The 20,333-nt window shown below is 63.1% G+C and carries 20 protein-coding genes and 1 tRNA gene; 10 read left to right on the top strand and 11 right to left on the bottom strand.

Annotated features, from left to right (window positions below; translation table 11 throughout):
• Positions 1-52 precede the first annotated feature (52 nt).
• The 5 genes from ACTIEZ_RS03745 to glmM are packed head-to-tail and all read right to left on the bottom strand — an operon-like array spanning position 53 to position 3,209.
• On the bottom strand, positions 53-604 hold the full coding sequence (locus tag ACTIEZ_RS03745) for a ribonuclease HII (protein ID WP_439545305.1): 552 nt from the start codon (positions 602-604) through the stop codon (positions 53-55).
• A complete protein-coding gene (gene thiD, locus ACTIEZ_RS03740; RefSeq protein WP_439545304.1) occupies positions 601-1,389 on the bottom strand; it encodes a bifunctional hydroxymethylpyrimidine kinase/phosphomethylpyrimidine kinase in 789 nt (262 codons plus the stop codon). The genes ACTIEZ_RS03745 and thiD overlap by 4 nt, the downstream gene beginning before the upstream one ends.
• Positions 1,386-1,634, bottom strand: coding sequence for a DUF2442 domain-containing protein (locus tag ACTIEZ_RS03735; RefSeq protein WP_439545303.1), 249 nt, complete (start codon positions 1,632-1,634; stop codon positions 1,386-1,388). The genes thiD and ACTIEZ_RS03735 overlap by 4 nt, the downstream gene beginning before the upstream one ends.
• Positions 1,618-1,860 (bottom strand): DUF4160 domain-containing protein, encoded by a 243-nt coding sequence (locus ACTIEZ_RS03730; protein ID WP_439545302.1) that lies wholly within the window; start codon positions 1,858-1,860, stop codon positions 1,618-1,620. Before ACTIEZ_RS03730 ends, ACTIEZ_RS03735 begins: the two co-directional genes overlap by 17 nt.
• Positions 1,860-3,209: a phosphoglucosamine mutase gene (glmM, locus tag ACTIEZ_RS03725; protein ID WP_439545301.1), complete on the bottom strand. Its 1,350-nt coding sequence runs from the start codon at positions 3,207-3,209 to the stop codon at positions 1,860-1,862. Before glmM ends, ACTIEZ_RS03730 begins: the two co-directional genes overlap by 1 nt.
• Before the next feature lie 50 nt (positions 3,210-3,259).
• On the opposite strand from glmM, the gene ACTIEZ_RS03720 reads away from it, so the two are divergent.
• From ACTIEZ_RS03720 to ACTIEZ_RS03675, 10 genes are all read left to right on the top strand, one after another.
• Positions 3,260-4,252 carry an aldo/keto reductase gene (locus tag ACTIEZ_RS03720; protein ID WP_439545300.1) on the top strand — a complete coding sequence of 331 codons (993 nt, stop codon included), beginning with the start codon at positions 3,260-3,262 and terminating at the stop codon, positions 4,250-4,252.
• 69 nt (positions 4,253-4,321) lie between these two features.
• Positions 4,322-4,930, top strand: coding sequence for a bifunctional transcriptional activator/DNA repair enzyme AdaA (locus tag ACTIEZ_RS03715; RefSeq protein WP_439545299.1), 609 nt, complete (start codon positions 4,322-4,324; stop codon positions 4,928-4,930).
• 33 nt (positions 4,931-4,963) lie between these two features.
• Positions 4,964-5,053: transfer RNA gene (locus tag ACTIEZ_RS03710), tRNA-Ser, on the top strand.
• A gap of 171 nt (positions 5,054-5,224) precedes the next feature.
• Entirely contained in the window at positions 5,225-6,463 is a 1,239-nt protein-coding gene (locus ACTIEZ_RS03705; protein WP_439545298.1) for a tyrosine-type recombinase/integrase, read from the top strand.
• Between the two features lie 93 nt (positions 6,464-6,556).
• Positions 6,557-10,756 (top strand): Eco57I restriction-modification methylase domain-containing protein, encoded by a 4,200-nt coding sequence (locus tag ACTIEZ_RS03700; protein WP_439545297.1) that lies wholly within the window; start codon positions 6,557-6,559, stop codon positions 10,754-10,756.
• Positions 10,757-10,764: 8 nt separating this feature from the next.
• Positions 10,765-11,412, top strand: coding sequence for a hypothetical protein (locus tag ACTIEZ_RS03695; protein ID WP_439545296.1), 648 nt, complete (start codon positions 10,765-10,767; stop codon positions 11,410-11,412).
• A 157-nt stretch (positions 11,413-11,569) separates the two neighbouring features.
• Entirely contained in the window at positions 11,570-11,761 is a 192-nt protein-coding gene (locus ACTIEZ_RS03690; RefSeq protein WP_439545295.1) for a helix-turn-helix domain-containing protein, read from the top strand.
• A 144-nt stretch (positions 11,762-11,905) separates the two neighbouring features.
• A complete protein-coding gene (locus tag ACTIEZ_RS03685) occupies positions 11,906-12,046 on the top strand; it encodes a hypothetical protein (RefSeq protein WP_439545294.1) in 141 nt (46 codons plus the stop codon).
• Positions 12,043-12,978, top strand: coding sequence for a toprim domain-containing protein (locus tag ACTIEZ_RS03680; RefSeq protein ID WP_439545293.1), 936 nt, complete (start codon positions 12,043-12,045; stop codon positions 12,976-12,978). The genes ACTIEZ_RS03685 and ACTIEZ_RS03680 overlap by 4 nt, the downstream gene beginning before the upstream one ends.
• A complete protein-coding gene (locus ACTIEZ_RS03675; RefSeq protein WP_439545292.1) occupies positions 12,975-13,919 on the top strand; it encodes an AAA family ATPase in 945 nt (314 codons plus the stop codon). The genes ACTIEZ_RS03680 and ACTIEZ_RS03675 overlap by 4 nt, the downstream gene beginning before the upstream one ends.
• Positions 13,920-14,468: 549 nt before the next feature.
• Here ACTIEZ_RS03675 and ACTIEZ_RS03670 read toward each other — a convergent pair.
• From ACTIEZ_RS03670 to ACTIEZ_RS03645, 6 genes are all read right to left on the bottom strand, one after another.
• Positions 14,469-15,761: a M20/M25/M40 family metallo-hydrolase gene (locus tag ACTIEZ_RS03670; protein WP_439545291.1), complete on the bottom strand. Its 1,293-nt coding sequence runs from the start codon at positions 15,759-15,761 to the stop codon at positions 14,469-14,471.
• A gap of 166 nt (positions 15,762-15,927) precedes the next feature.
• A complete protein-coding gene (locus ACTIEZ_RS03665) occupies positions 15,928-16,323 on the bottom strand; it encodes a BLUF domain-containing protein (protein WP_439545290.1) in 396 nt (131 codons plus the stop codon).
• Between the two features lie 7 nt (positions 16,324-16,330).
• Positions 16,331-17,743 carry a putative bifunctional diguanylate cyclase/phosphodiesterase gene (locus ACTIEZ_RS03660; RefSeq protein WP_439545289.1) on the bottom strand — a complete coding sequence of 471 codons (1,413 nt, stop codon included), beginning with the start codon at positions 17,741-17,743 and terminating at the stop codon, positions 16,331-16,333.
• A complete protein-coding gene (locus ACTIEZ_RS03655; RefSeq protein WP_439545288.1) occupies positions 17,740-18,540 on the bottom strand; it encodes a sigma-70 family RNA polymerase sigma factor in 801 nt (266 codons plus the stop codon). Before ACTIEZ_RS03655 ends, ACTIEZ_RS03660 begins: the two co-directional genes overlap by 4 nt.
• Before the next feature lie 207 nt (positions 18,541-18,747).
• Positions 18,748-19,557, bottom strand: a complete 810-nt coding sequence (locus ACTIEZ_RS03650) for a two-component system sensor histidine kinase NtrB (RefSeq protein ID WP_439545287.1) — start codon at positions 19,555-19,557, stop codon at positions 18,748-18,750.
• Positions 19,554-20,183, bottom strand: a complete 630-nt coding sequence (locus ACTIEZ_RS03645) for a response regulator transcription factor (RefSeq protein ID WP_439545286.1) — start codon at positions 20,181-20,183, stop codon at positions 19,554-19,556. The genes ACTIEZ_RS03650 and ACTIEZ_RS03645 overlap by 4 nt, the downstream gene beginning before the upstream one ends.
• Between the last annotated feature and the right edge of the window lie 150 nt (positions 20,184-20,333).

Here is a 20,333-nt window from a genome sequence, read left to right as displayed (position 1 = left end):
GTGCGGACTCAATCCCTAGTGGTGTGACGCAAAGGACTCACCGCACCGATATTCACAGCAAGGCGCGAATGGGGGCGAAGCTGCGGCGGTGATGCAGGCAGGGTCCGTGGATTTTCAGCGCGGCTGCGTGCGCTGCGGTGCCATAGCCCTGGTTCCGCAGCCAGCCGTAGTGCGGATGCTGGCCATGCAGATCGGCCATGATCGCGTCGCGGGTCACCTTGGCGATGATCGACGCGGCGGCGATGGCCGGCACGCTGGCATCACCACCAACGATGGCGCGCGCCGGCCAGCGCCATTGCGGCAGGCGGTTGCCATCGACAAGGATTTCACCAGGTTCGGTGCCCAGCGCCGCCACGGCACGCGTCATGGCGAGATAGGTGGCCTGAAGGATGTTGAGCGCATCGATCTCGGCGACGCTGGCCTGGCCAACGCCGATGACGGCATCGCTGGCATGCAAAGCGGCAAACAGGGTTTCGCGGCGGAGGGCAGAGAGTTTCTTGCTGTCGTTCAGACCTGCCGGGATGTTGTGGCGCAGGATCACCGCGGCGGCGACCACTGGCCCCGCCCACGGCCCGCGGCCGGCTTCGTCCACACCGGCGATCATGGGGATGGCAGCGGAAAAAACCCCAGTGGTCCATGGCCCTTGCCAAGGCCGGGCGCACGCTCCAGTCCCTGCCGCACAAAAGCCCGTGCCCGGGCCACCGCTTCGGGCAGCGCAAGCCCCTGCCCCAGCCCACACGCCAGCGCGCTGGCCAACGTACAGCCGGTGCCGTGGCTGTGCCGGGTTTCGATGCGCGTGTCGCTGAAGGCCTGGTGGCCATGGCGGGTGACCAGCCAGTCGGTGACCATATCGCCCTCCAGATGCCCGCCCTTGGCCAGCACGGCGCGCGGACCGGCGTTGAGCAATTCCTGTGCAGCCAACAGCATATCGGCGCTGTCCTCGATCTCGGTTTCGGTCAGCGCGATCAGTTCGGGCACGTTCGGTGTAATAACGCGCGCCAGCGGCAACAGGCGCTGCATCAACGCCCACACGGCTTCTTCATCGATCAGCGCGGCGCCGCCCTTCGCCACCATCACCGGATCGAGCACGATCGGCACATTCACGCCCGACAATGCGTCAGCCACTACGTTGATGGTCGCCTCATTGCCGAGCATGCCGATCTTGATCGCATCCACACCGATATCATCGATGCAGGCACGGATTTGCGCCGCGATGATTTCGGGCGGCACGGCATGGATGGCGGATACCCCCAGCGTGTTCTGCACGGTGATCGCCGTCACCGCCGTCATCGCATAGCCGCCAAGGACAGTGATCGCCTTGATATCTGCCTGGATACCAGCGCCGCCGCCACTGTCCGACCCGGCGATGGCCAAAATGCGTGCGATCATGCGGCGCCGCGCATCGGATTGGTTTGATCACCCAGCCCGGCGAGCAGGCCCGCCACGGAGATATCCTCATCCAGCGCCGGCCAATGAATGCCGCGGCGGCTCAGTTCAAACTGCTCGCGCTGTGCCGGGCTGGCGGCCAGCAGGCGGGGAAACCAGGCCAGCGGCACGCCGATGGTGCGGCCATCGGAAATGCCCACCCACATGGCATCGGCATCGAAGCGGACGCTTTCAGGCGAAAAACTCATGCCATACCCTTTCGATCCGATCGCGCTCCGCCACCACTACCATCATGGTGTCGCGCAGTTCGCGCTGGCTCAGACCATCGTTATAGGCCAGTCGCACGAATGGGTGCAGCCAATATTTGGCTTCGTCTCGCCCGCGTCGCACGTGCACGTGCGGCGGTTCACGTGGAGTGCCTTCGTTGGCGTAGAAGAAATATTTCCACCCATCGCGGCGGAACACTTCCGGCATTACACCACCGCCGCCACGGCTGCGCAGATATCGTCCACCACCGCCGTTACCAGCGCCTTGTCCTCGCCTTCGGCCATCACGCGGATCAGCGGTTCGGTGCCGCTCTTGCGGATCAGCAGGCGTCCGGTGCCGGCCAGGCGCGTTTCACCGGCGGCGATGGCGGCCTGCACGCTGTCGACTTCCAGCGGTGCGCCGCCCTTGAAGCGGACATTCTTGAGCAGTTGCGGCAGCGGATCGAACAGGTGGAGCAATTCGCTTGCCGCGCGCCCGGTGGCGACGAGCGCCGCCAGCACCTGCAGCGCGGCGACCAGACCATCGCCGGTGGTGGCGTGATCGGCCATGATGATATGGCCGGACTGTTCGCCGCCGACGTTGCAGCCATGGCTGCGCATCAGTTCCAGCACATGGCGATCACCGACCGCCGCGCGCAGCATGCCGATGCCCTGCCCGGCCAGGAAACGCTCAAGCCCCAGATTGGACATCACGGTCGCCACCAGCGCACCGCCGCGCAACGTGCCAGCCGCCGCCGCGCGCGTGGTGATCAGCGCCATCAACTGATCGCCATCGACGATCTGGCCCTTTTCATCGACAACGATCAGCCGGTCGGCATCGCCATCCAGCGCGATTCCGATATGGGCGCCGGTTTCCAGCACCTTCATCTGCAGCGCCTTGGGGTGGGTGGAGCCGACATCGGCGTTCACATTGAAACCGTCGGGCGCCACGCCGATGGCGATCACTTCCGCGCCCAATTCCCACAAGGCGGCCGGCGCCACGCGGTAGGCGGCGCCGTGTGCGCAATCGATGACGATCTTCAGGCCATCCAGACGCAGATGTTCGGGGAACGTGTCCTTGGCGAAATGGATATAGCGGCCTTGCGCGTCATCGATGCGCCGAGCTCGGCCGATAGCGCGCGGCTCGGCGAGCGGGATTTCGTCACCCAGCAACGCCTCGATCGCGGCCTCGTCGGCGTCCGACAATTTATAGCCATCAGGGCCGAACAATTTGATCCCATTATCGTCATACGGGTTGTGGCTGGCCGAGATCATCACGCCCAGATCGGCGCGCATCGACCGGGTGAGCATCGCCACGGCCGGCGTCGGCATCGGGCCCAGCAACGTCACATCCATGCCGACACTGGTGAAACCGGCGGTCAGCGCCGATTCCATCATGTAGCCGGACAGGCGCGTATCCTTGCCGATCACCACCCGGTGCAGATGGTGCCCGCGCAGAAAATGCCGGCCGGCCGCCTGGCCCACCTTCATGGCGATGGCGGCGGTCATCGGCGGGGTGTTGGTGCGGCCGCGGATGCCATCCGTCCCGAAATATCGGCGTTGCTGCTTTGCTGTCATGGCAGCGGGTTGTAGCGTCTCGAATGTCGCTTGCCAAAGGAGGAGTTGCCATGGAAACCCGCCACATCGGGCCGTTGAATGTTTCGGCCATCGGGCTGGGCTGCATGGGCATGGCCGGCACCGCCGGCCAGGCCGCCATGTACGGCCCGGTTGACCGCGCCGAAGCCATCGCCACCGTCCATCACGCGCTCGATATCGGCATCAATTTCTTCGATACGGCCGAAGTCTATGGTCCGTTCATCAACGAGGAACTGCTGGCCGAGGCGTTGGCAGGGCGGCGTCATGAAGCCGTGATTGCGACAAAATTCGGCTTCAACATCGCCGATGGCCGCGTGGTCGGCGTGAACAGCCAGCCCACCCATATCCGCGCCGTGTGCGAGGCGGCGCTGAAGCGACTTAACAGCGATGTGATCGACCTGTTCTATCAGCACCGGGTCGATCCCGCCGTGCCGATCGAGGATGTGATGGAGACGTTGGCCGATCTGGTTCGCGAAGGGAAAATCCGCGCCATCGGCCTGTCGGAATGTTCGGCCGCCACGCTGCGCCGCGCCTGCGCCGTGCACCCTGTGGCAGCGCTGCAAAGCGAATGGAGCCTGTGGGAACGCGAAGTGGAGGCCGACATCGCGCCCACCGCCCGCGAACTGGGCGTGACCTTCGTGCCCTTCTCGCCGCTGGGCCGCGGCTTCCTGACCGGCAGTGTGCCGCGCGCCGAAGATCTGCCGGACGGTGATTACCGCAAGAACGATCCGCGTTATCAGAGCGCAAATTATGACGCGAACCTGGCGGCGGTGGCGGTGGTGCAGGCCATTGCGGCCGCCCATGGCGCATCGCCGGCACAGATCGCCATCGCATGGTTGCTGGCCAAGGGTCCCGATGTGGTGCCGATCCCCGGCTGCAAGCGGCGCGCAACGCTGATCGACACGGCCGGCGCGGCTGCGATCAAGCTGGGGCGCGGCGACATCGCGGCCCTGGATGGCGCCCTGCCGCGCACGGCCGGCGACCGTTATGGCAGCAAGGTGGCGATGGCGATGACGCGGCTATAATCGCGGAAATCGGCCCTCGCGTTTGCGCGCGCTCTGGCCCAGCTTGCGGTGGGCGAATAACCTCTCCTCATGCACGCCCCGCAGTCTCGGCTCGACCACCCCCTCGATTTCGAGACGATGGACCAGGCGCGGCTGCGGCGAGACCCGGCCTTTGATGGCGTGTTCTTCATCGCGGTGCGCACCACCGGCATCTATTGCCGGCCAGTGTGCCGGGTGCGCCAGCCGCTCACCCGCAACATCAGCTTCTTCCCCAGCGCGGCGGCTTGCGAGAAGGCAGGTTACCGCCCCTGCCTGAAATGTCGGCCGGAATCGGCGCCGTTCTGCCCGGCGTGGAACGGCACCCGCACCACCGTCGAACGGGCGTGCAAACTGATCGATGGCGGTGCGCTGGATGGAGACGGCACGGTAGCCGCCCTGGCCGAACGTTGCGGCGTCGGCGCCCGCCACCTGACGCGGCTGTTTCACCAGCATCTCGGCGCCTCACCAGTAGAGGTCGCCCAAACCCGCCGCGTGCAGCGGGCGATGCAGATGATCGCCCACACCGATTTGCCGATGACGCAAATCGCCCTGGCTGCCGGGTTCGGCTCGCTCAGGCGCTTCAACGAAGTCATCGCCGCCCGTTATGGCCGCACCCCCACCGCCCTGCGCCGCGTGCGCCCGCACAATGTCACCGCTTGACCTGCCCGGCCCCAACGCATTAGGCCCGCCACTGGACAGATGGCCGAGTGGTTTAAGGCAGCGGTCTTGAAAACCGCCGTGGGTGAAAGCTCACCGTGGGTTCGAATCCCACTCTGTCCGCCACCACCCCCTTCCTGAGTGGCCCCAGACAACCCCTAAAGCCCTGAATTACCAAGGAACGGCGCGGATATTTGTTCCGCGCTGGCCCTTGCCGTGCCCCCGCAGCCCCATTATCTTGGTGGGGGAAGGAAGATGGGTTCGGTTCCCACTTTCCGGTTTTGATGGGGAACGGCCATGCCAAAGCGCCTGCAAAATGCCCTCACCGTGAACGGCGTGAAGGCCGCACTCAAAAAACCTGGCCGCTATGCAGATGGCCAAGGGCTGTTTCTGGAAGTGAAATCCGCCACCGCTGCCAGCTGGATTCTGCGATACAAGGCCGGCAACAAGATGCGGGAAAAGGGGCTGGGCAGCGCCTTCAATCTGGAATTGGCCAAGGCCCGCGAAGCCGCCGCCAAAATCCGCACCATGGTTGCCGAAGGCCATGATCCGCTGGCCGAGAAGGAAGCGGCCAAGGTGGCGCCTACCTTCAAGGTGCTTGCCGCCGAAGTGCTGGAAACCCTGAAACCCGGCTGGCGCAACGCCAAGCATGCCCACCAATGGCTGCGCACGCTGGAAACCTTCGCTTTCCCCACCATTGGCGACAAGCCGGTTGACACAATTGATGCCCAAGACCTGCTGGCGATCCTGCAACCCATCTGGCTGGACCGGCACGAAACCGCCCGCCGTGTGCGCCAGCGGCTGGCCGCCGTGCTGGATTACGGCTTTTCCCAAGGCTGGCGCCCGGCCGAAACCCCGATGCGGGCCATATCGCGCGGCCTGCCGAAACGGTCCAAGCCCATCCAGCATTTTGAAGCCATGCCCTATGGTGACGTGGCCGCCTTCATGGTTGAATTGCGCGGCGAACGGCACGGCATGGGCGCGCTGGCGCTGGAAGCCCTGATCCTCACCGCCTGCCGGTCTGGCGACATTCGCGGCGCCACGTGGGAGGAAGTCGATCTGGATGCCAAGCTATGGTCCATCCCGGCCACCCGCATGAAGCGCCCCCGCCCGCATGTGATCCCGCTTTCCGATGCGGCGGTGGACGCCTTCCGCCGGGCGCTGGCGCTGCGCACCGGGGATGAAACCCTGTGCTTCCCCGGCATCGCTCGCACCCGCGCCACCGCTGCCCAGCCGGCTGGTGCCAAGCCCTTGTCCGATGCCAGCTTGAAAGCCGTTCTCACCCGCATGGGCCGCACCGCCCTGCCCCATGGCTTCCGGTCCACCTTCAAGGATTGGGCTAGCGAAGTGGCGCGCTACCCCAACGAACTTTCCGAAGCCGCGCTGGCGCATGCCATCAAGGACAAGACAGAAGCCGCCTATCGGCGCGGTGATCTGCTGGAACGGCGCCGGGAGATGATGGAGGCTTGGGCAAGCTGGTGCGGCGACAAATCTGGCCAAAATGTTGTGCCCATCGCCGCCGCGCGCAAGAAATAGGCGCTTGCGTAAAATAGGCTGAAATAGGGTTGTTGCCCTTGGCCTTGCCCAGCTGCGCCGTTAAGGTTCCCGAACAGGAGGGAACAAGCGCGAATGACCTACAGGCGTGGCCGGCTGCTGAGTGATTATTTCCTGTCGGAAGGCATTCGCTCCCATCCCGAATATCTGGCAATTACCGATGCCGAAGTGGCTGCTTCCCGCGCGATGCTGCTGGCCCACATGAACGCCATTGCCGCGATGGCAGCGCCCAGCGAAGCCCAAACCGAAGCCGATCTGATCCAGCCCACCATCGCCGCGCTCGGCTGGGCCGATACGGTTGTGCAGGCAGCCACTGACAAGCGCCGCACCGGAATTCCCGATTATGCCCTGTTTGCCGATGCCACCGCCAAGGCGACGGCTGCCGCACTGGCCAATCCGGGCGAACGCTTCCGCCATGCCGAATCCATCCTGGAAGCCAAGGGCTGGGGTGTGGCGCTGGACAAGGGCAGCGGCGCCTTGGGCGAAGGCGTGCCATCCAGCCAAATACTTCGCTACCTAAGCGCGGTGGAAGTGTTGTCAGACCGCCGCATTCGGTTCGGCATCCTCACCAATGGCAGCCTGTGGCGCCTGTATGACCAGCGCGCTACGTCCCGCGCCGAAGACTTTCTGGAAATCGATCTGGCCGCCTTGCTGGCCAAGGATTTGCCATGGCGCGCGCCTGATCTGCTGAACCCCGACGCCACCGAACAGGCGCACGGCATCCGGCTGTTCCTGGTGGTGTTTGGGCGCAACACCATTGCCGCCGATGCCGCTGGCAATGTCACCCTGGCCGGGCTGCTAGATGAAAACCGCCGCTTTGAAGCGCGCCTAACCGATGATCTGGCGTCCCGCGTTTTCAACGATGTTTATGCCCAGCTGGCTGGTGCCCTTGCCGCCGCCGATCCCCAGCGCCCAGCCGCCATGGGCGAAGCCTATCTGGCCGAATTGCGCGATGCTTCCCAAACTTATCTCTATCGGCTGCTGTTTGTGCTTTATGCCGAAGACCGTGATCTGTTGCCCACGCGGCACCCCGGTTACGATGATTACAGTCTGGACAAGCGGTTGCGCGGCGAAATTGCCGCCCGGCTGGACCGGGCCGATGCTTTCAGCGCCACCCGCAAAGACCTTGATCGGCACTTGCGCGGCCTGTGGGAACAAATCGACAAGGGGGATAGGTCCATTGGCCTGCCCCCCTACAATGGCGGCCTGTTTGCCGAAGCCCGCTCGCCCCTGCTGAACCGCGCCATCCTGCCCGATGCGGCCTTTGCCCCCATTTTTGACGCCCTGTCCCGCACCGAAGCCGATGGCCAGCGCCGCCGCCTGAATTACCGTGATCTGTCGGTGCAGCATTTGGGTTCGATCTATGAACGGCTGCTGGATTTCGATCTGGTGGCCGATGGCACGGCGATTGCCGCCCGCCTGCAACCCTTCGCCCGGAAAAATACCGGCAGTTATTACACGCCTGAATCGCTGGTGATGCTGGTGATCCGCCGCACGGTTGGGCCATTGTTGGCCGAACGCCGCGCCGCCTTTTCCGACGCCGCGAAGGCTATGGCAGGGGGGCACCCCCGCAAATCCGAACGGCTGGCCAAGCTGGCCGCGCTTGATCCGGCCACAAATTTTCTGGACCTAAAAATCTGCGACCCCGCCATGGGTTCGGGGCACTTCCTTGTCAGCCTGGTGGACTATTTGGCCGATGCCACGCTGGCCGCCATGGCCGAAGCGCCTGATCTTGTGGCCTGGGGTGAATACGCATCCCCGCTAGGCGCCCGGTTGGAAGCGGTGCGGCTGCGCATCCGGGAACTGGCCGAAGCCAACGGCTGGGCGGTGCGCGATGAACAGCTGGACCAGCGCCAGCTGGTGCGCCGTATGATCCTGAAACGGGTGATCTACGGCGTGGACAAGAACCCGATGGCGGTGGAACTGGCCAAGCTGTCGTTGTGGCTGCACAGCTTCACGGTGGGCGCCCCTCTCAGCTTCCTGGACCATCACTTGCGGTGCGGGGATAGCTTGTTCGGTGAATGGGTGCGCCCGGCGATGGACCGGCTTTCCGCTGGCGGCCTGTTTGCCAACAATGCCGTTGCCGCTGCCCAAGGCGCCGTTGCCGGCATGGCTCGCGTGGAAGAACTGACCGATAGCGACGTGGCCGAAGTGCATGAATCGGCCGCCCAATATCGCGCTATTCAAGATGATACCGCACCGCTGCGATCAATGCTGGATGCCTTGCATGGCCTGGCATGGAAGGGCGAAGAAATTGACGCTGCCCGCAAACGCATTCGTAAGGCCAAAGCCACTTTGAGGGCTGCGCAAGTGCAGGGAGCAACCGGCGCGCACGTTGCCGCCACTGCCCTTTCAGAACTGAAAGCCTTGGAGCGAAAGGCCAATGTTGGCCAAGTCTGGTTAGAAGGCGGATTTGGCGATCCGGTTTTCGCAGCCGCAACATTCTACGGAAAACAAAATGACCCTGATCCTGAACTAGCCTTCCTTGGCCAAGCGGCAGCCATCGCGGCTGAAGAACGCTTTTTCCATTGGGAAGTTGGTTTCCCTGGCGTGTGGCAGAATTGGGCCAGCGCCCAGCCGGAAGGCGGCTTTGATGCCATTATCGGGAACCCGCCCTGGGACCGACTGAAATTGCAGGAAATTGAATGGTTTGAAGCCCGCGCACCGGGCATCGCTAAAGCCCAACGCGCTTCGGACCGAAAGCGAATGATTGCCGATCTGGCCAAAGCTGGTGATCCATTGGCCGATGCTTTTGCAAGGGTAGCCGCTCGCACCAACCAAGCCATGCGGATGACGGGGCTTTGTGAGAAGGACGGCGGCCAATTCCCCTTGATGGGTGGGGGAGACGTGAACCTTTATTCCTTGTTCGTGGAGCGTGCCAATCGGCTGGTGAAACGCGATGGCATGGTGGGCTTACTGGTGCCCAGCGGCATTGCCGCCGATCTTGGCGCCGCGCCGTTCTTCCGCGCCATCTCGACAAGTGGGCGGCTGGCCACTCTGCTGGACTTCGAAAATCGCGCCCACAAACCAAACGGCTTTTTCCCGGACGTGGACAACCGCTTCAAGTTTTGCGCCTTCATCGCGGGCGGCGAACAGCGCACCTTCCCGGCGGCTGAATGCGGGTTCTATCTGCAAGGCACTGATGATGCCGTGCTGGCCGCCCAGACTTACCCAATGACGGCAGCCGACTTTGACCGGGTGAACCCCAACACCGGGAACGCCCCAATCTTTCGGACCCGCCGCGATGCTGAGTTAACCCGGACCATCTACGAACGCGTGCCGGTGCTAGTAGACCGGCGCCACAGTCCGCCCCGTGCAAGCTGGCCGACCCGATACGCCACTATGTTTCACATGGCCGGTGACAGCGGCCGATTCCGCACCGCCGAAGAACTCGCAGCAAAGGAAGGCGCGTGGCCGATTGATGGCAACCGGTGGAAATCCGCCAGCGGCGAATGGTATCCGCTTTTCGAAGGCAAGATGGTGCAGGCGTTTGACCACCGCGCCGCCGATATCACCATAAACGAAGAAAATGTTTTCCGGCCTGGCCAGCAAGCAAGCCTCTCGGCCGCTGATCATGCCGACCCCCACCGCTCTGCCAAGCCGCGCTATTGGATTCAGGTGGGCGAAAAGGATTGGCCAGCCCCGACCGATTGGGCGCTGGCCTTCAAGGACGTGACCGCTTCAAGCAATGTCCGCACGGTCATTGCCGCCATTGTTCCAAAGGCAGGTGCTGGCCATACATTACCGCTTGTCGTTCCCGACCCAGCCGCCAATCTGATCAAGGCTGATGCCGTCTTCCAGCAAGTGGCCCTGGCCGCCAATTTCAATGCAATGGCATTTGACTATTCTGCCCGCCAGAAGGTGAACACCAATCATCTTGTCTGGTATTTGCTGGAACAGCTGCCCATCCTGCCCCCCGCCGCCTACACCCAGCCGCTTGGAGCCATGACGGCCGGCGACATGGTGAAGCGGGAAGTCTTGCGCCTCACCTATACCGCCCATGATCTGGCCGCCTTCTGCCGTGATCTTGGCCACGATGGCCTGCCCTTCCCTTGGGATGAAACCGACCGCCGCCACCGCCGCGCCCGGCTGGATGCCCTGTTTTTCATCCTCTATGGCATTGGCCGGGAAGATGCAGATTATATCCTGTCCACCTTCCCCATCGTGGAACGCGAAGACCGCGCCGCCCATGGCCGCTATTTCACCCGCGATCTGATCCTGGCCTACATGAACGCCTTGGCCGCCGGGGATACGGAAAGCGTGGTGGCGATATGAGGCGCGGGATGATCGGTGGCGGACCGCCGAGGCCAGAATCATATTTTGAAACCGCGCTGGGCAGCGGGCTACTTTCTGCCGCAAGTCTGGATGACGAAATCAAGCGCCTTATTCGCAGGCATGGCAAGGAAGCGGTGGCAAAGGCGGCGAAAAAGCTAACCAAACCCAATCTGCGCGCCGAACCCGAAATTCAGGACTATCGGGCGCTGGAACCCATTCTGAGAGAGGAAGCCCGCCGTCTGTTGAACGGTGAACCGGCACGGAGCCGCACGCAACTGGCCGAACTGGCCGCCCCTGCCGTGAAGCATAAACAAAGCCATAGCTCTGTAATCACACGGTTATTGCGCCGGCTTTCAACGCCAAGATGTGCAACCTATCGGGCGATATACGCCCTGGAGGTTGCTAAGGCTGAGTTTTCCGTTCGGACCTTGATCCCGTTATGCAGAAAATCAGAAGGCATTGCAGGCGCCGATAGCTTAGCAAAACACTACCTGGAAAAGATGAATGATGCAGTCATCGCAATAGAGGAAGCGGGAGATCCGATTCCAACCAATCCGACTTATGATGAACTGCTTGCAGCGGGGACCCGCGCCAGCGTGAAGCGCAACTTTGGACCTTTGATGCATGCCCTATCAATCGGCAAGCCCGACCACTGACGCGAACTGAACGGTTCGCGTCAGTCACGAAGTGATCTGTTCCAATCTGATCCGAACAGAGCGAATTCTATTCGTGGCGTGCGGCTGAAAACCACCATAACTGAAACACCCAGAAGGCCGCCGGCAATCCCGCCTGCCCTTCCGGGATACCCGATCAATGCCTCAGCCGCCCCCCTCTGGCTTCATGACGGTGCGCCAGTTTCTGGATACTTATCCAATTGGCCGCACCACGCTTTATCGACTTGCCGCCGCTGGCCAGATTTCGATTGTGAAGATCGGCCGCGCCAGCCGCATCCAGCGCGCCGATGCGGAACGCTGGGCGGCATCATTGCCCAAGTTGGGGGAGTGAGCCGCGATGCCACCCCCCACCCCTGCACCGGAAACCGCCAGCGCCTTGAAAGCTATTCGGGCCAAATGCCTGGATTGCGCGGGCGGCATGCCATCCGAAGTGCGCGAATGCCAAATCAGCCGGTGCGCCCTGCATCCGTTTCGCATGGGCAAACGCCCCAAGAAAGCTGGGCAAGACTTGCCGGCCGAAGCCAAGGCGGCGCTACTGGCCCGGCTGGGCAGCGCCCGTGCCGTTCCGTTAGAAAAACAGGAAGAAACCGGCCGCTATGAAGGGCTGGCGCCATGATAGGGAACGCGGCGGACCTGGTGGGCAGTTTCATGGCCACCATGGCAGCATCGGGCATCACACCTGCTAATGCAGGCGCGGTGTCGGCCGATTTGTTGCAGGGCGGCCTGGTGCGCTTTGCCTGCCATGGCGAACGCAAGCCCAACGGCTGGGCTGTGTTGTTCCTTGATCGATCCCCAGCCGGTGCATTCGGCAACTGGCGCTTGGGCAAATCGGGCAGTTGGCGCGCGGGTGGCCATGCCCCTGCCCCGTTTTGCGGCCAATCGCACGCGCGCATGCGGGCGATGCATGCGGAAACCCGGCTGGCACTGCAACAGGACGTGGCGGCCGAAGCGGAACGCCTGTGGCACGCTGCCCAGCCGGCCAGCGCCGATCATCCCTATTTGGCAGCCAAGCGCATGGCCGGCGATGGCTTGCGCCAATCCGGCCGGGTGCTGCTGGTCCCCATGCACGATGCCGATGGCCAGTTGTGGAACCTGCAACGGATTTACGCGGATGGCAGCAAACGCTTCCTGAAAGGCGGCCGGGTAGCTGGCCTGTTGTGGCGGCGCGGAACAGTGGCCGATGCACCGCTGGTGATTGGCGAAGGCGTGGCCACCATGGCTTCCGTGCATGCCGCCACCGGGTTGCCCGTGGCAGCGGCAATTTCGGCCAACAATCTTGGGCCAATCGCGCGGGCGATGGCAGCGCGGCACCCCGCATGCCGCCTGATCCTGGCCGCCGACATTGACCCCAACGAAACTGGGCAGCGCGCCGCCCGTGAAGCCGCCGCATTGGTGGGCGCCGGCATCGCCTGGCCGCCCAAGCCGCCGGGCTGGCCCGATGGCAAGGGATGGGACTTCGCCGATGCATGGTCATTGCCGGGCGGCGCCGAAGCGATCCGGGCGGCATTCTCAGTATTTCTCTCTATTTCGGAAGAACGGCAGCCATGACCAAGCCGAACCCCAAGCCGCCCGAAGGCTGGGCCATCTTTGAACCCGAACCGCCGCCGCCGCGATTGCAGCCAATGGCGCTGGGCGACTTCCTGAAACTGGACCTGCCACCACGCGAGATGCTGTTGGGACCGATTATTGCCGAACGGTCCCTGGGCATGATCTTTGCCACGCGCGGCATTGGCAAAACCCACCTGGTGATCGGCATGGCGATTGCCGCCGGCACCGGGACCAGCTTTCTGCAATGGACAGCGCCCAAGCCTTGCCGCGTGCTGCTGATCGATGGCGAGATGCCGGCGGTGGCATTGCAGGAACGGCTGGCGACGGCCATCAAGTCTTGCGCGGCGCCAGAACTGGCCCAAGCCAACATATCGATTCTGGCCGCCGATATGTTCCTTGAAGGGCTGCCCGATCTTTCCAACCCGGAAGGTCAAGAGCAGCTGGCGCCCGCACTGGATGGGCAAGACCTGCTGATCCTCGACAATCTTTCCACGCTTTGCCGCACCGGCAAGGAAAACGAAAAGGAAAGCTGGGCCAGCATTCAGGCTTGGGGGCTTGGCCAGCGCCGTGCCGGGCGCGCGGTGCTGTTTGTCCACCATGCCGGCAAGAACGGCGAACAGCGCGGCACCAGCGGCCGGGAAGACGTGCTGGAAACTGTGATCAAGCTGACCCGGCCAACCGATTACAAGGAAAGCGAGGGCGCCCGGTTCATCGTGTCCTACACCAAATGCCGTGGCCTGTTCGGGAACGATGCCGATCCTTTCGAAGCCTGGCTGAAAGACGGAAGCTGGCACCTTGCCGGCGGGACTTCCGCGCGGGATGCTCAGATATTGGCTCTGGCCGATGAAGACGTTTCCCAGCGGGATATTGCCAAGGCTGTGAAGTGCGGTGTGGCGACGGTGAACCGCGTGATCAAGGGGCGAAAAGACAAGCCGGGATGACGATTGTGGCCTGTTCCACTGTTTCACCCCCTATAGACTGGAACGATGGAACACCCGGCCAGCCAATCGCGGAACAGCGGATGGAACGCGGAACGGAACAGCGGAACCGCGCCGCCCGCCGAATATTCCGTATCGATAAAATAGGGGGGTGAATAGGGTTCCGTCCGGATAGAGGGGGGAGTTTTGCCAGCCTCACACGCGCGCGCGCACGATGCGTCCAGTTTCCCTTGCCCTCACCTGCGTGTGCGCGCGAGATTGTCGCCCGCCCCAGCCGCAACCGAATTTTCCGGAACGATATGCGCGCACGCGCACGCGCGAGATCGCCAGCCGCAAATCATGCATGCCAATTTTTTTGGGAGAAATTCGCGCGTGCGCGCATGCGCGTTGGGGTGTATCAAATCCCTCCATCGATGTCCCAAATACCGCCTAGCAGGCGCGATTATGTGGGGTTTTTTGTGGGAACCTGCCTTTCGGCAAATTATTTATTGTTCAAAATCAAATGTCTAGCGGATTTATTCGATTGACACTCTGTCCGCCACGGCCTGTCGATCACATGCCGGCGGTGTCGAGGATCGTGGCGAGGCCGATACGCTTCAGCTTGACGTTGTCCGCCTTTTCGATGCCGATCCATTCGTCCACCGAATGGTTACGGCCCCCGCTTGCGACACGTGAAATGGTGACGGCCGGGATGCCGAGGCTGATCGGAATGTTCGAATCAGTCGAGCTTGACCGATATTGGACCGTTATGCCTTGTGCGGCATGGGCCGCCGTGGAAAACTGCACAATATCGGCGCTGAGCGGTGTGGCGCCGGCTGGGCGGTCACCGACGAGCACCGGTTCAACCGTGATGCGCCCGTCACGGGTCGAGCGCGCGGCATTTTCGGTGGCGGCGGCTTCGTCCAGAATGGCGAGGAAACGCTTTTCGACTTTGGCGAGTTCGTCGGCGGTCACCGAACGCATGTCGAATTCCATCCACACTTCGCCCGGAATCGCATTCACCGAAGTGCCGCCGCCGACAACGCTGGCGCTATAGGTTGTCTTGGGATCGGCGGGGGCCGCGATCTTGTAGAGATCGACGACGGCTTGCGACATGGCGGTCATTGGATTGACCAGGCCAAAGGCGCCAAAACTATGCCCGCCCGGTCCCTTGAAGGTGACACGATAGCGTTTTGATCCGGCACCCCCGATGGTCAGGCTGTCCATGCCGCCGCCATCGATCGAAAAGAACGCCTTGGCCCGGCCCTGATATTTGCCTTTGGTGAACAGATGGCGCACCCCGCGCAGGTCGCCGCGGCCTTCCTCGCCGACGGTTCCGACGAACAGGATATCGGCTTTGGTGCGGATACCGGCCTGGTTCATGGCATCGATGAACGCCAGTTGGGTGGCGAGGCCGGTGCTGTCATCGCCCACGCCCGGTGCGTAGAGCCGCTCCCCTTCACGGCGCACCTTCACCGGCGTTCCCTCTGGAAAGACGGTATCGAGATGGGCTGAAACGACGATCAGGCCGTCACCGCCGCCCTTGCGCAAACCTGTGACATTGCCAGCTGCATCGATTTCGACATCGGAAAGCCCGCGGGCCATGAACATGTCGCGATAGGCTTGGGCGCGGGCAGATTCCTTGAACGGTGGCGCCGGGATTTCGGTCAAGGTGATGATGTCGGCAACCCAGTTGTCATGGCCGGCATCGATCGCCGCCACGGCCTTGGCGAAGGCTGGGCTGGCTTCGATACGCTTGATCGTTGCCACTGCGGCCGGCGTTGGTGCTGCAAATGCCGGGATGGCGCCAATCAACAACGCTGCCGACACTGCTGTACGGTGAACCCGCCTCGTCCAAGCCATCATGACCACGCTCCCCCATTCATCCCCGGACAAATCGCCCGGCAGTTATCTGCGTGACCACGGCAGGACGGTCAAGGCGCAACAATCCTGCGTGTTGCGGCAGGGGTTGCCGCGCCGCAGGCGTCGGCCGCCGCCGCTCTATCATTGCCCTGGCCCGTCATGGCGCCAGCTATTGTGTGGAAAATTCCTTCAGCAAGCGCAGCAGCCGCTCAGCCGCGACGCGGCGGCCGGCCAGGCTGAGATAGAGCGTGCGTTTGACGAACAACGATGGCCCGGCATAGGCCATGGACCAGCCGGAAAACTGCCGTTCGTTGATGTCCGACCGCTGGACAATCGACACGTCGCCGTGGCGCGGATCGGCCGTGATGCGCGCCAGTAGTTCCTCGACCACCGTGGCGGGGCCTTCGATACATTGGGCGAACTGGCCACCTGTGTACGCAATCGCGCCGGTGATGCCCAGTTTGGCGTTATTCTCTCGTGAGACCGCGAGTATCCTGTCGATTTCGTTGCCGGGATTGCCGCCGAGGTTGCACGTGCTGACATAAAGGATCGAAAGCAGACCCATGGTCGTCCTACGCGGTTGGCTGGAGGGATGGTGGATCGCGCCCGGCCAAGGCGCGGCGGAGCAAACGCAGGATGCTGCGCGCCGGTTTGGGGCGCCCCAGCAGATATCCCTGCCCGATCCGGCAACCTTCGGATCGCAGGATGTCCTGTTGACGCCAGGTTTCAATCCCTTCGGCCACGACTTCGATGGACAAGGTGCTGGCCAGCGCCAACATCGACGCAACAATGGCGCGGTCGTCTGGTTCCGTTTCCAGGCCGGCAACGAATTGGCGGTCGATCTTCAGTTCATCGACCGGGAGGGTGCGCAGGTGGACCAGCGATGCGTTGCCGGTCCCGAAATCATCGAGCGCGATGCGGATGCCGGCCTCGCTCAGTTCATGCAGCACCCGCGTGATCTGCGCGGGATTGCGCGCCAGCGGCACGGTCTCGCTGATTTCCACGGCAATCAACCGGGTCGGGATGCCGACGCGGCTGATGCGGCCCAGAAACCATTCGGCAAAGCCGGCGCGCCGCAGATCGCTGTCGGTCAGGTTGATCGACACCGGACGAGCGACGCCTTCTTCCTGCCATTTCTTCAGATCGGCGAGCACCCGGCTCAACATCACATCGATGGCGATGCGGGCGATGTGGGGATCTTCCAGCACGCGCGGACAGCCGCCAGGGCTTTCGACTGTACCATCGGGCGCCTTCCAGCGCATCAACGCTTCGAAACCGACGATATCCCCGGTCTGCAGATCGACCTTGGGTTGGTAGAACGGCACGATGCGGTGGTTCTTGATCGCCTCACGGGCGCGGGCTTCGGCTTCGGTCTTTTGGGCCAGTTCGGCCCGCATGTCCGCATCGAACACCGACAATTGCCCGCCGCCGGCGCTCTTGGCGTCATACAAGGCGGCATCGGCATTCTTCATCAGCGCAATGAGGCCGGTCGATCCGTCTTCGGCGATGGCGAGGCCAGCACTGACAGAACAAGGCAGCCGATGGCCATCCAGCTTCATCGGCTGGCACAAGCGGTTCACCAGCGCCTGGGCGCGCGCAACGAAGGCCGGCACATCGGCGAGCCCTTCCAGGATCACGGCAAACTCATCGCCGCCCAGCCGCGCCGCCAGATCGCCGCGGCGGATGCCGGCGCGCATGCGGTCGGCCAGGCGGCGCAGGATCTGGTCGCCGGTCGGGTGACCATGGCCATCGTTGATCTGCTTGAAATAATCGACATCGATCAGCAGCAGCGCCAACCGCGCATGGCCGTCATGCAGCCTCGCCTGCAACCGCTCTTCAAAGCGGGCGCGCGCGGCCAGCCCGGTCAGGCTGTCAATCGCCAACGCCCAATTGCCGTCGATCTTGCTGCGGGCCGGGCCCGTCGGCTCGGCCATCGGCCAGATCATCGGCATAACGGCGGCGAAATCATGGGGATCGTGTTTCAACGGTCGCTCCACCCATGGAGCACGCGCTTCAGCCGGCCGAGTGCAGTGCGCTTGATCTGGCAGACCCGCGAGGCACCCATGCCGAGCTTCGCGCCGATTTCGGGCAGCGACAGCTCATCGATGAAAAACCAGCGGATGATCTGGGCCTCGCGCGGCGGCAGTGCAGCGATGGCGGCGGCGATGTCGCCGGTGATCCGGCCCTGCTCCAGGCACTCAAAACCGTCACCGGACGGATCGGCGGCGCCGGCCACGCGATCGAGCTGGGCGCTGTCCATCGGTTCAAAGATCGGCGCAACGGCGAGCCGGGTCTTTTGCTGGAAGCTGGCGAGATCGAGGCCAAGTTGCGCAGCCACTTCAGCATCATCAGGGTCACGTGCCAGGCTGAGCTTCAGTGCGGCGCGGGCGGCCGCGGCATCACGGCGGAATTTCAGGCTGGCGCGCGGCAGCGGCGACAATTGGCGCAGCGCATCGAGCATGGCGCCGCGAATGCGGGTGTGCAGATAGGCCTGCAACGGCTGATCCCCGCGGTTTTCGACACGCGCCGGGGTGGCGATCACCGCCAGCAAGCCGATCTGCACCAGATCTTCCAGCTCGATCACCGTGGCAATGCGCGAATAGACCGACCAGGCAATGCGCTGCACCATCACCCGATACAGCGCGATCTGCGTTTGGGAAGGCGCGCGTGTATCGGCGAGGGGGTTTTCCCACGCTGTCAGCGCCGGCGTGCGGGCAACCGTTTCATTCTGGTAACAATCATCTACCCGAGATGAAGAAGGCAGGCTTTGCCCGATGAACATATACTTGCTCCCCAAGCAACTACGAAACACCGAAGAGATCAGTCCGAACGAATGTGCAGACTTGAAAACATCCGAACTGGCTGAATGCTTCAGTGCGGTACATGTAACAACACCCAGGCGCAAACCAATCACGGACAATTACCGTAGGTGTTCTTGCGGGGATTTCAGCATATTTTCCGACCGTACCGAAAAATTACGGTAAGGCCGTTACCGTCGGTTTACGGTGGTTACCGCGCGCGGCAGCCACAGGCGGATGCTGGTGCCGAAGGCCGGGGTTGAATCAATGGCCATGAACCCCTGGGATTGCTTGATGAAGCTGTGAACGAGGCTGAGGCCGAGACCTTCGCCCTCACCTTCCACGCTGGCGCTCCGCGGCGCGGCTTCAAGCCCGCAGAAGAACATGTCTGTGGCACGAATGCGGGTTTCGCGGTCCATCCCGCGCCCGGTGTCGACAAACATGATCTGCACATGGCCGCCCGGTTCAACGCCGGGCGCCGACACAGCGGCATCAACAGAATTGCGCGTGCCGATCGTGATGCTGCCCGGTCGGCGCACATGACGTCCGGCAAAGGCTGCCCGAGCATTGGCACATAGTGCCAGCAGCACGCTTTCCAGCGGCGCCGGATCGACCAGCACGGGCCAGGCATCGGGATCAAGATCGGTGTGGACATCGATATCTTCGCCCACCTGGGCCTGCAGCACCGGCAATAGCGCCAGCAGCCAATCGTTGATGGCTACCACCTTTGGCCGCGGTTGCTGGCGGCGCGCAAAATTCAGCAGATTGGCGGAGAGCGTAGCGGCACGTTCGGCAGCCAGCACGATGAGTTCGGCCAGCGGCTGCAACGCGGGATCATCGGCGAGCGCATCGGCCAGCAATTCGCCATTGCCCAGAACAACGGTAATCATGTTGTTCAGTTCGTGCGCGATTTCGCTGCTGATCTGCGCCGCCGCCGACAGGCGCGCAGCCTCGCGGGCTTTGGCCTGTTCCAGGCGGTCGGCAGATCCCGAACCGCTCATGATTCCGTGTCGATTTCCGCAGCAATGGCCAATTTCAACGCTTCGGACAGGGATTTGACCTGCAGACGCCGCATCATGTTGGCGCGGTGCATTTCCACCGTCCGCACGCTCAAGCCCAGTTGGTGCGCGACCTGCTTGTTGTGGCCGCCGGCCAGCAGCCCGCGCAGCACATCGCGTTCCCGCGCGGTCAACTGCCCGATGGCATCCACGGCGGCGCGGCGATCCTGGACATGGCCCTGGGATCGTTCCAACAGGCCAAACGCCTGTTCCAGCATGGATTTCAAGAGCACCATGTTGAACGGTTTTTCGATGAAATCGATGGCGCCAATCTTCATGGCGCGCACGGCCGTGGCGATGTCGCCATAGGCGGTCATCACGATCACCGCGAAATCCGCCAGATTCGTCCGGTGCGTCGACAGAAAGGTGATGCCATCCAGTTCCGGCATGCGCACATCCAGCAGGACAATGCCGGGCCGCAATTCGTCGATCGTATCCAGAAATTCCCGCGCGCCGGCGAAGGCACGCGCTTCAATGCCCAAGCTGGTCATCTGCGCGGCAACCGAAGCGCGGACCAGGGCATCATCATCGATGATGTAAACAGCCCGTTGCTGTTCGCTATCGGTCATCCGGTCTTCCCTTCGCGCCAGACTGGCAATGGCATGTCCCTGCCATACGCGCCGTCTGGCGAACTCTTCTGTCAGTCATGTCGAACCGATCGTTCGAACGCCTACTGTCCGAGGTATTTCCTTCGGCGACTCTAGTCTCTTCCGGTATTG

The sequence above is a fragment of the Sandarakinorhabdus sp. genome (genome assembly GCF_051860625.1).
GTDB lineage: Bacteria > Pseudomonadota > Alphaproteobacteria > Sphingomonadales > Sphingomonadaceae > Sandarakinorhabdus.
The sequence above is the reverse complement of the archived record's forward strand: the minus strand, read 5'-3'. Positions and strand labels throughout refer to the sequence as shown.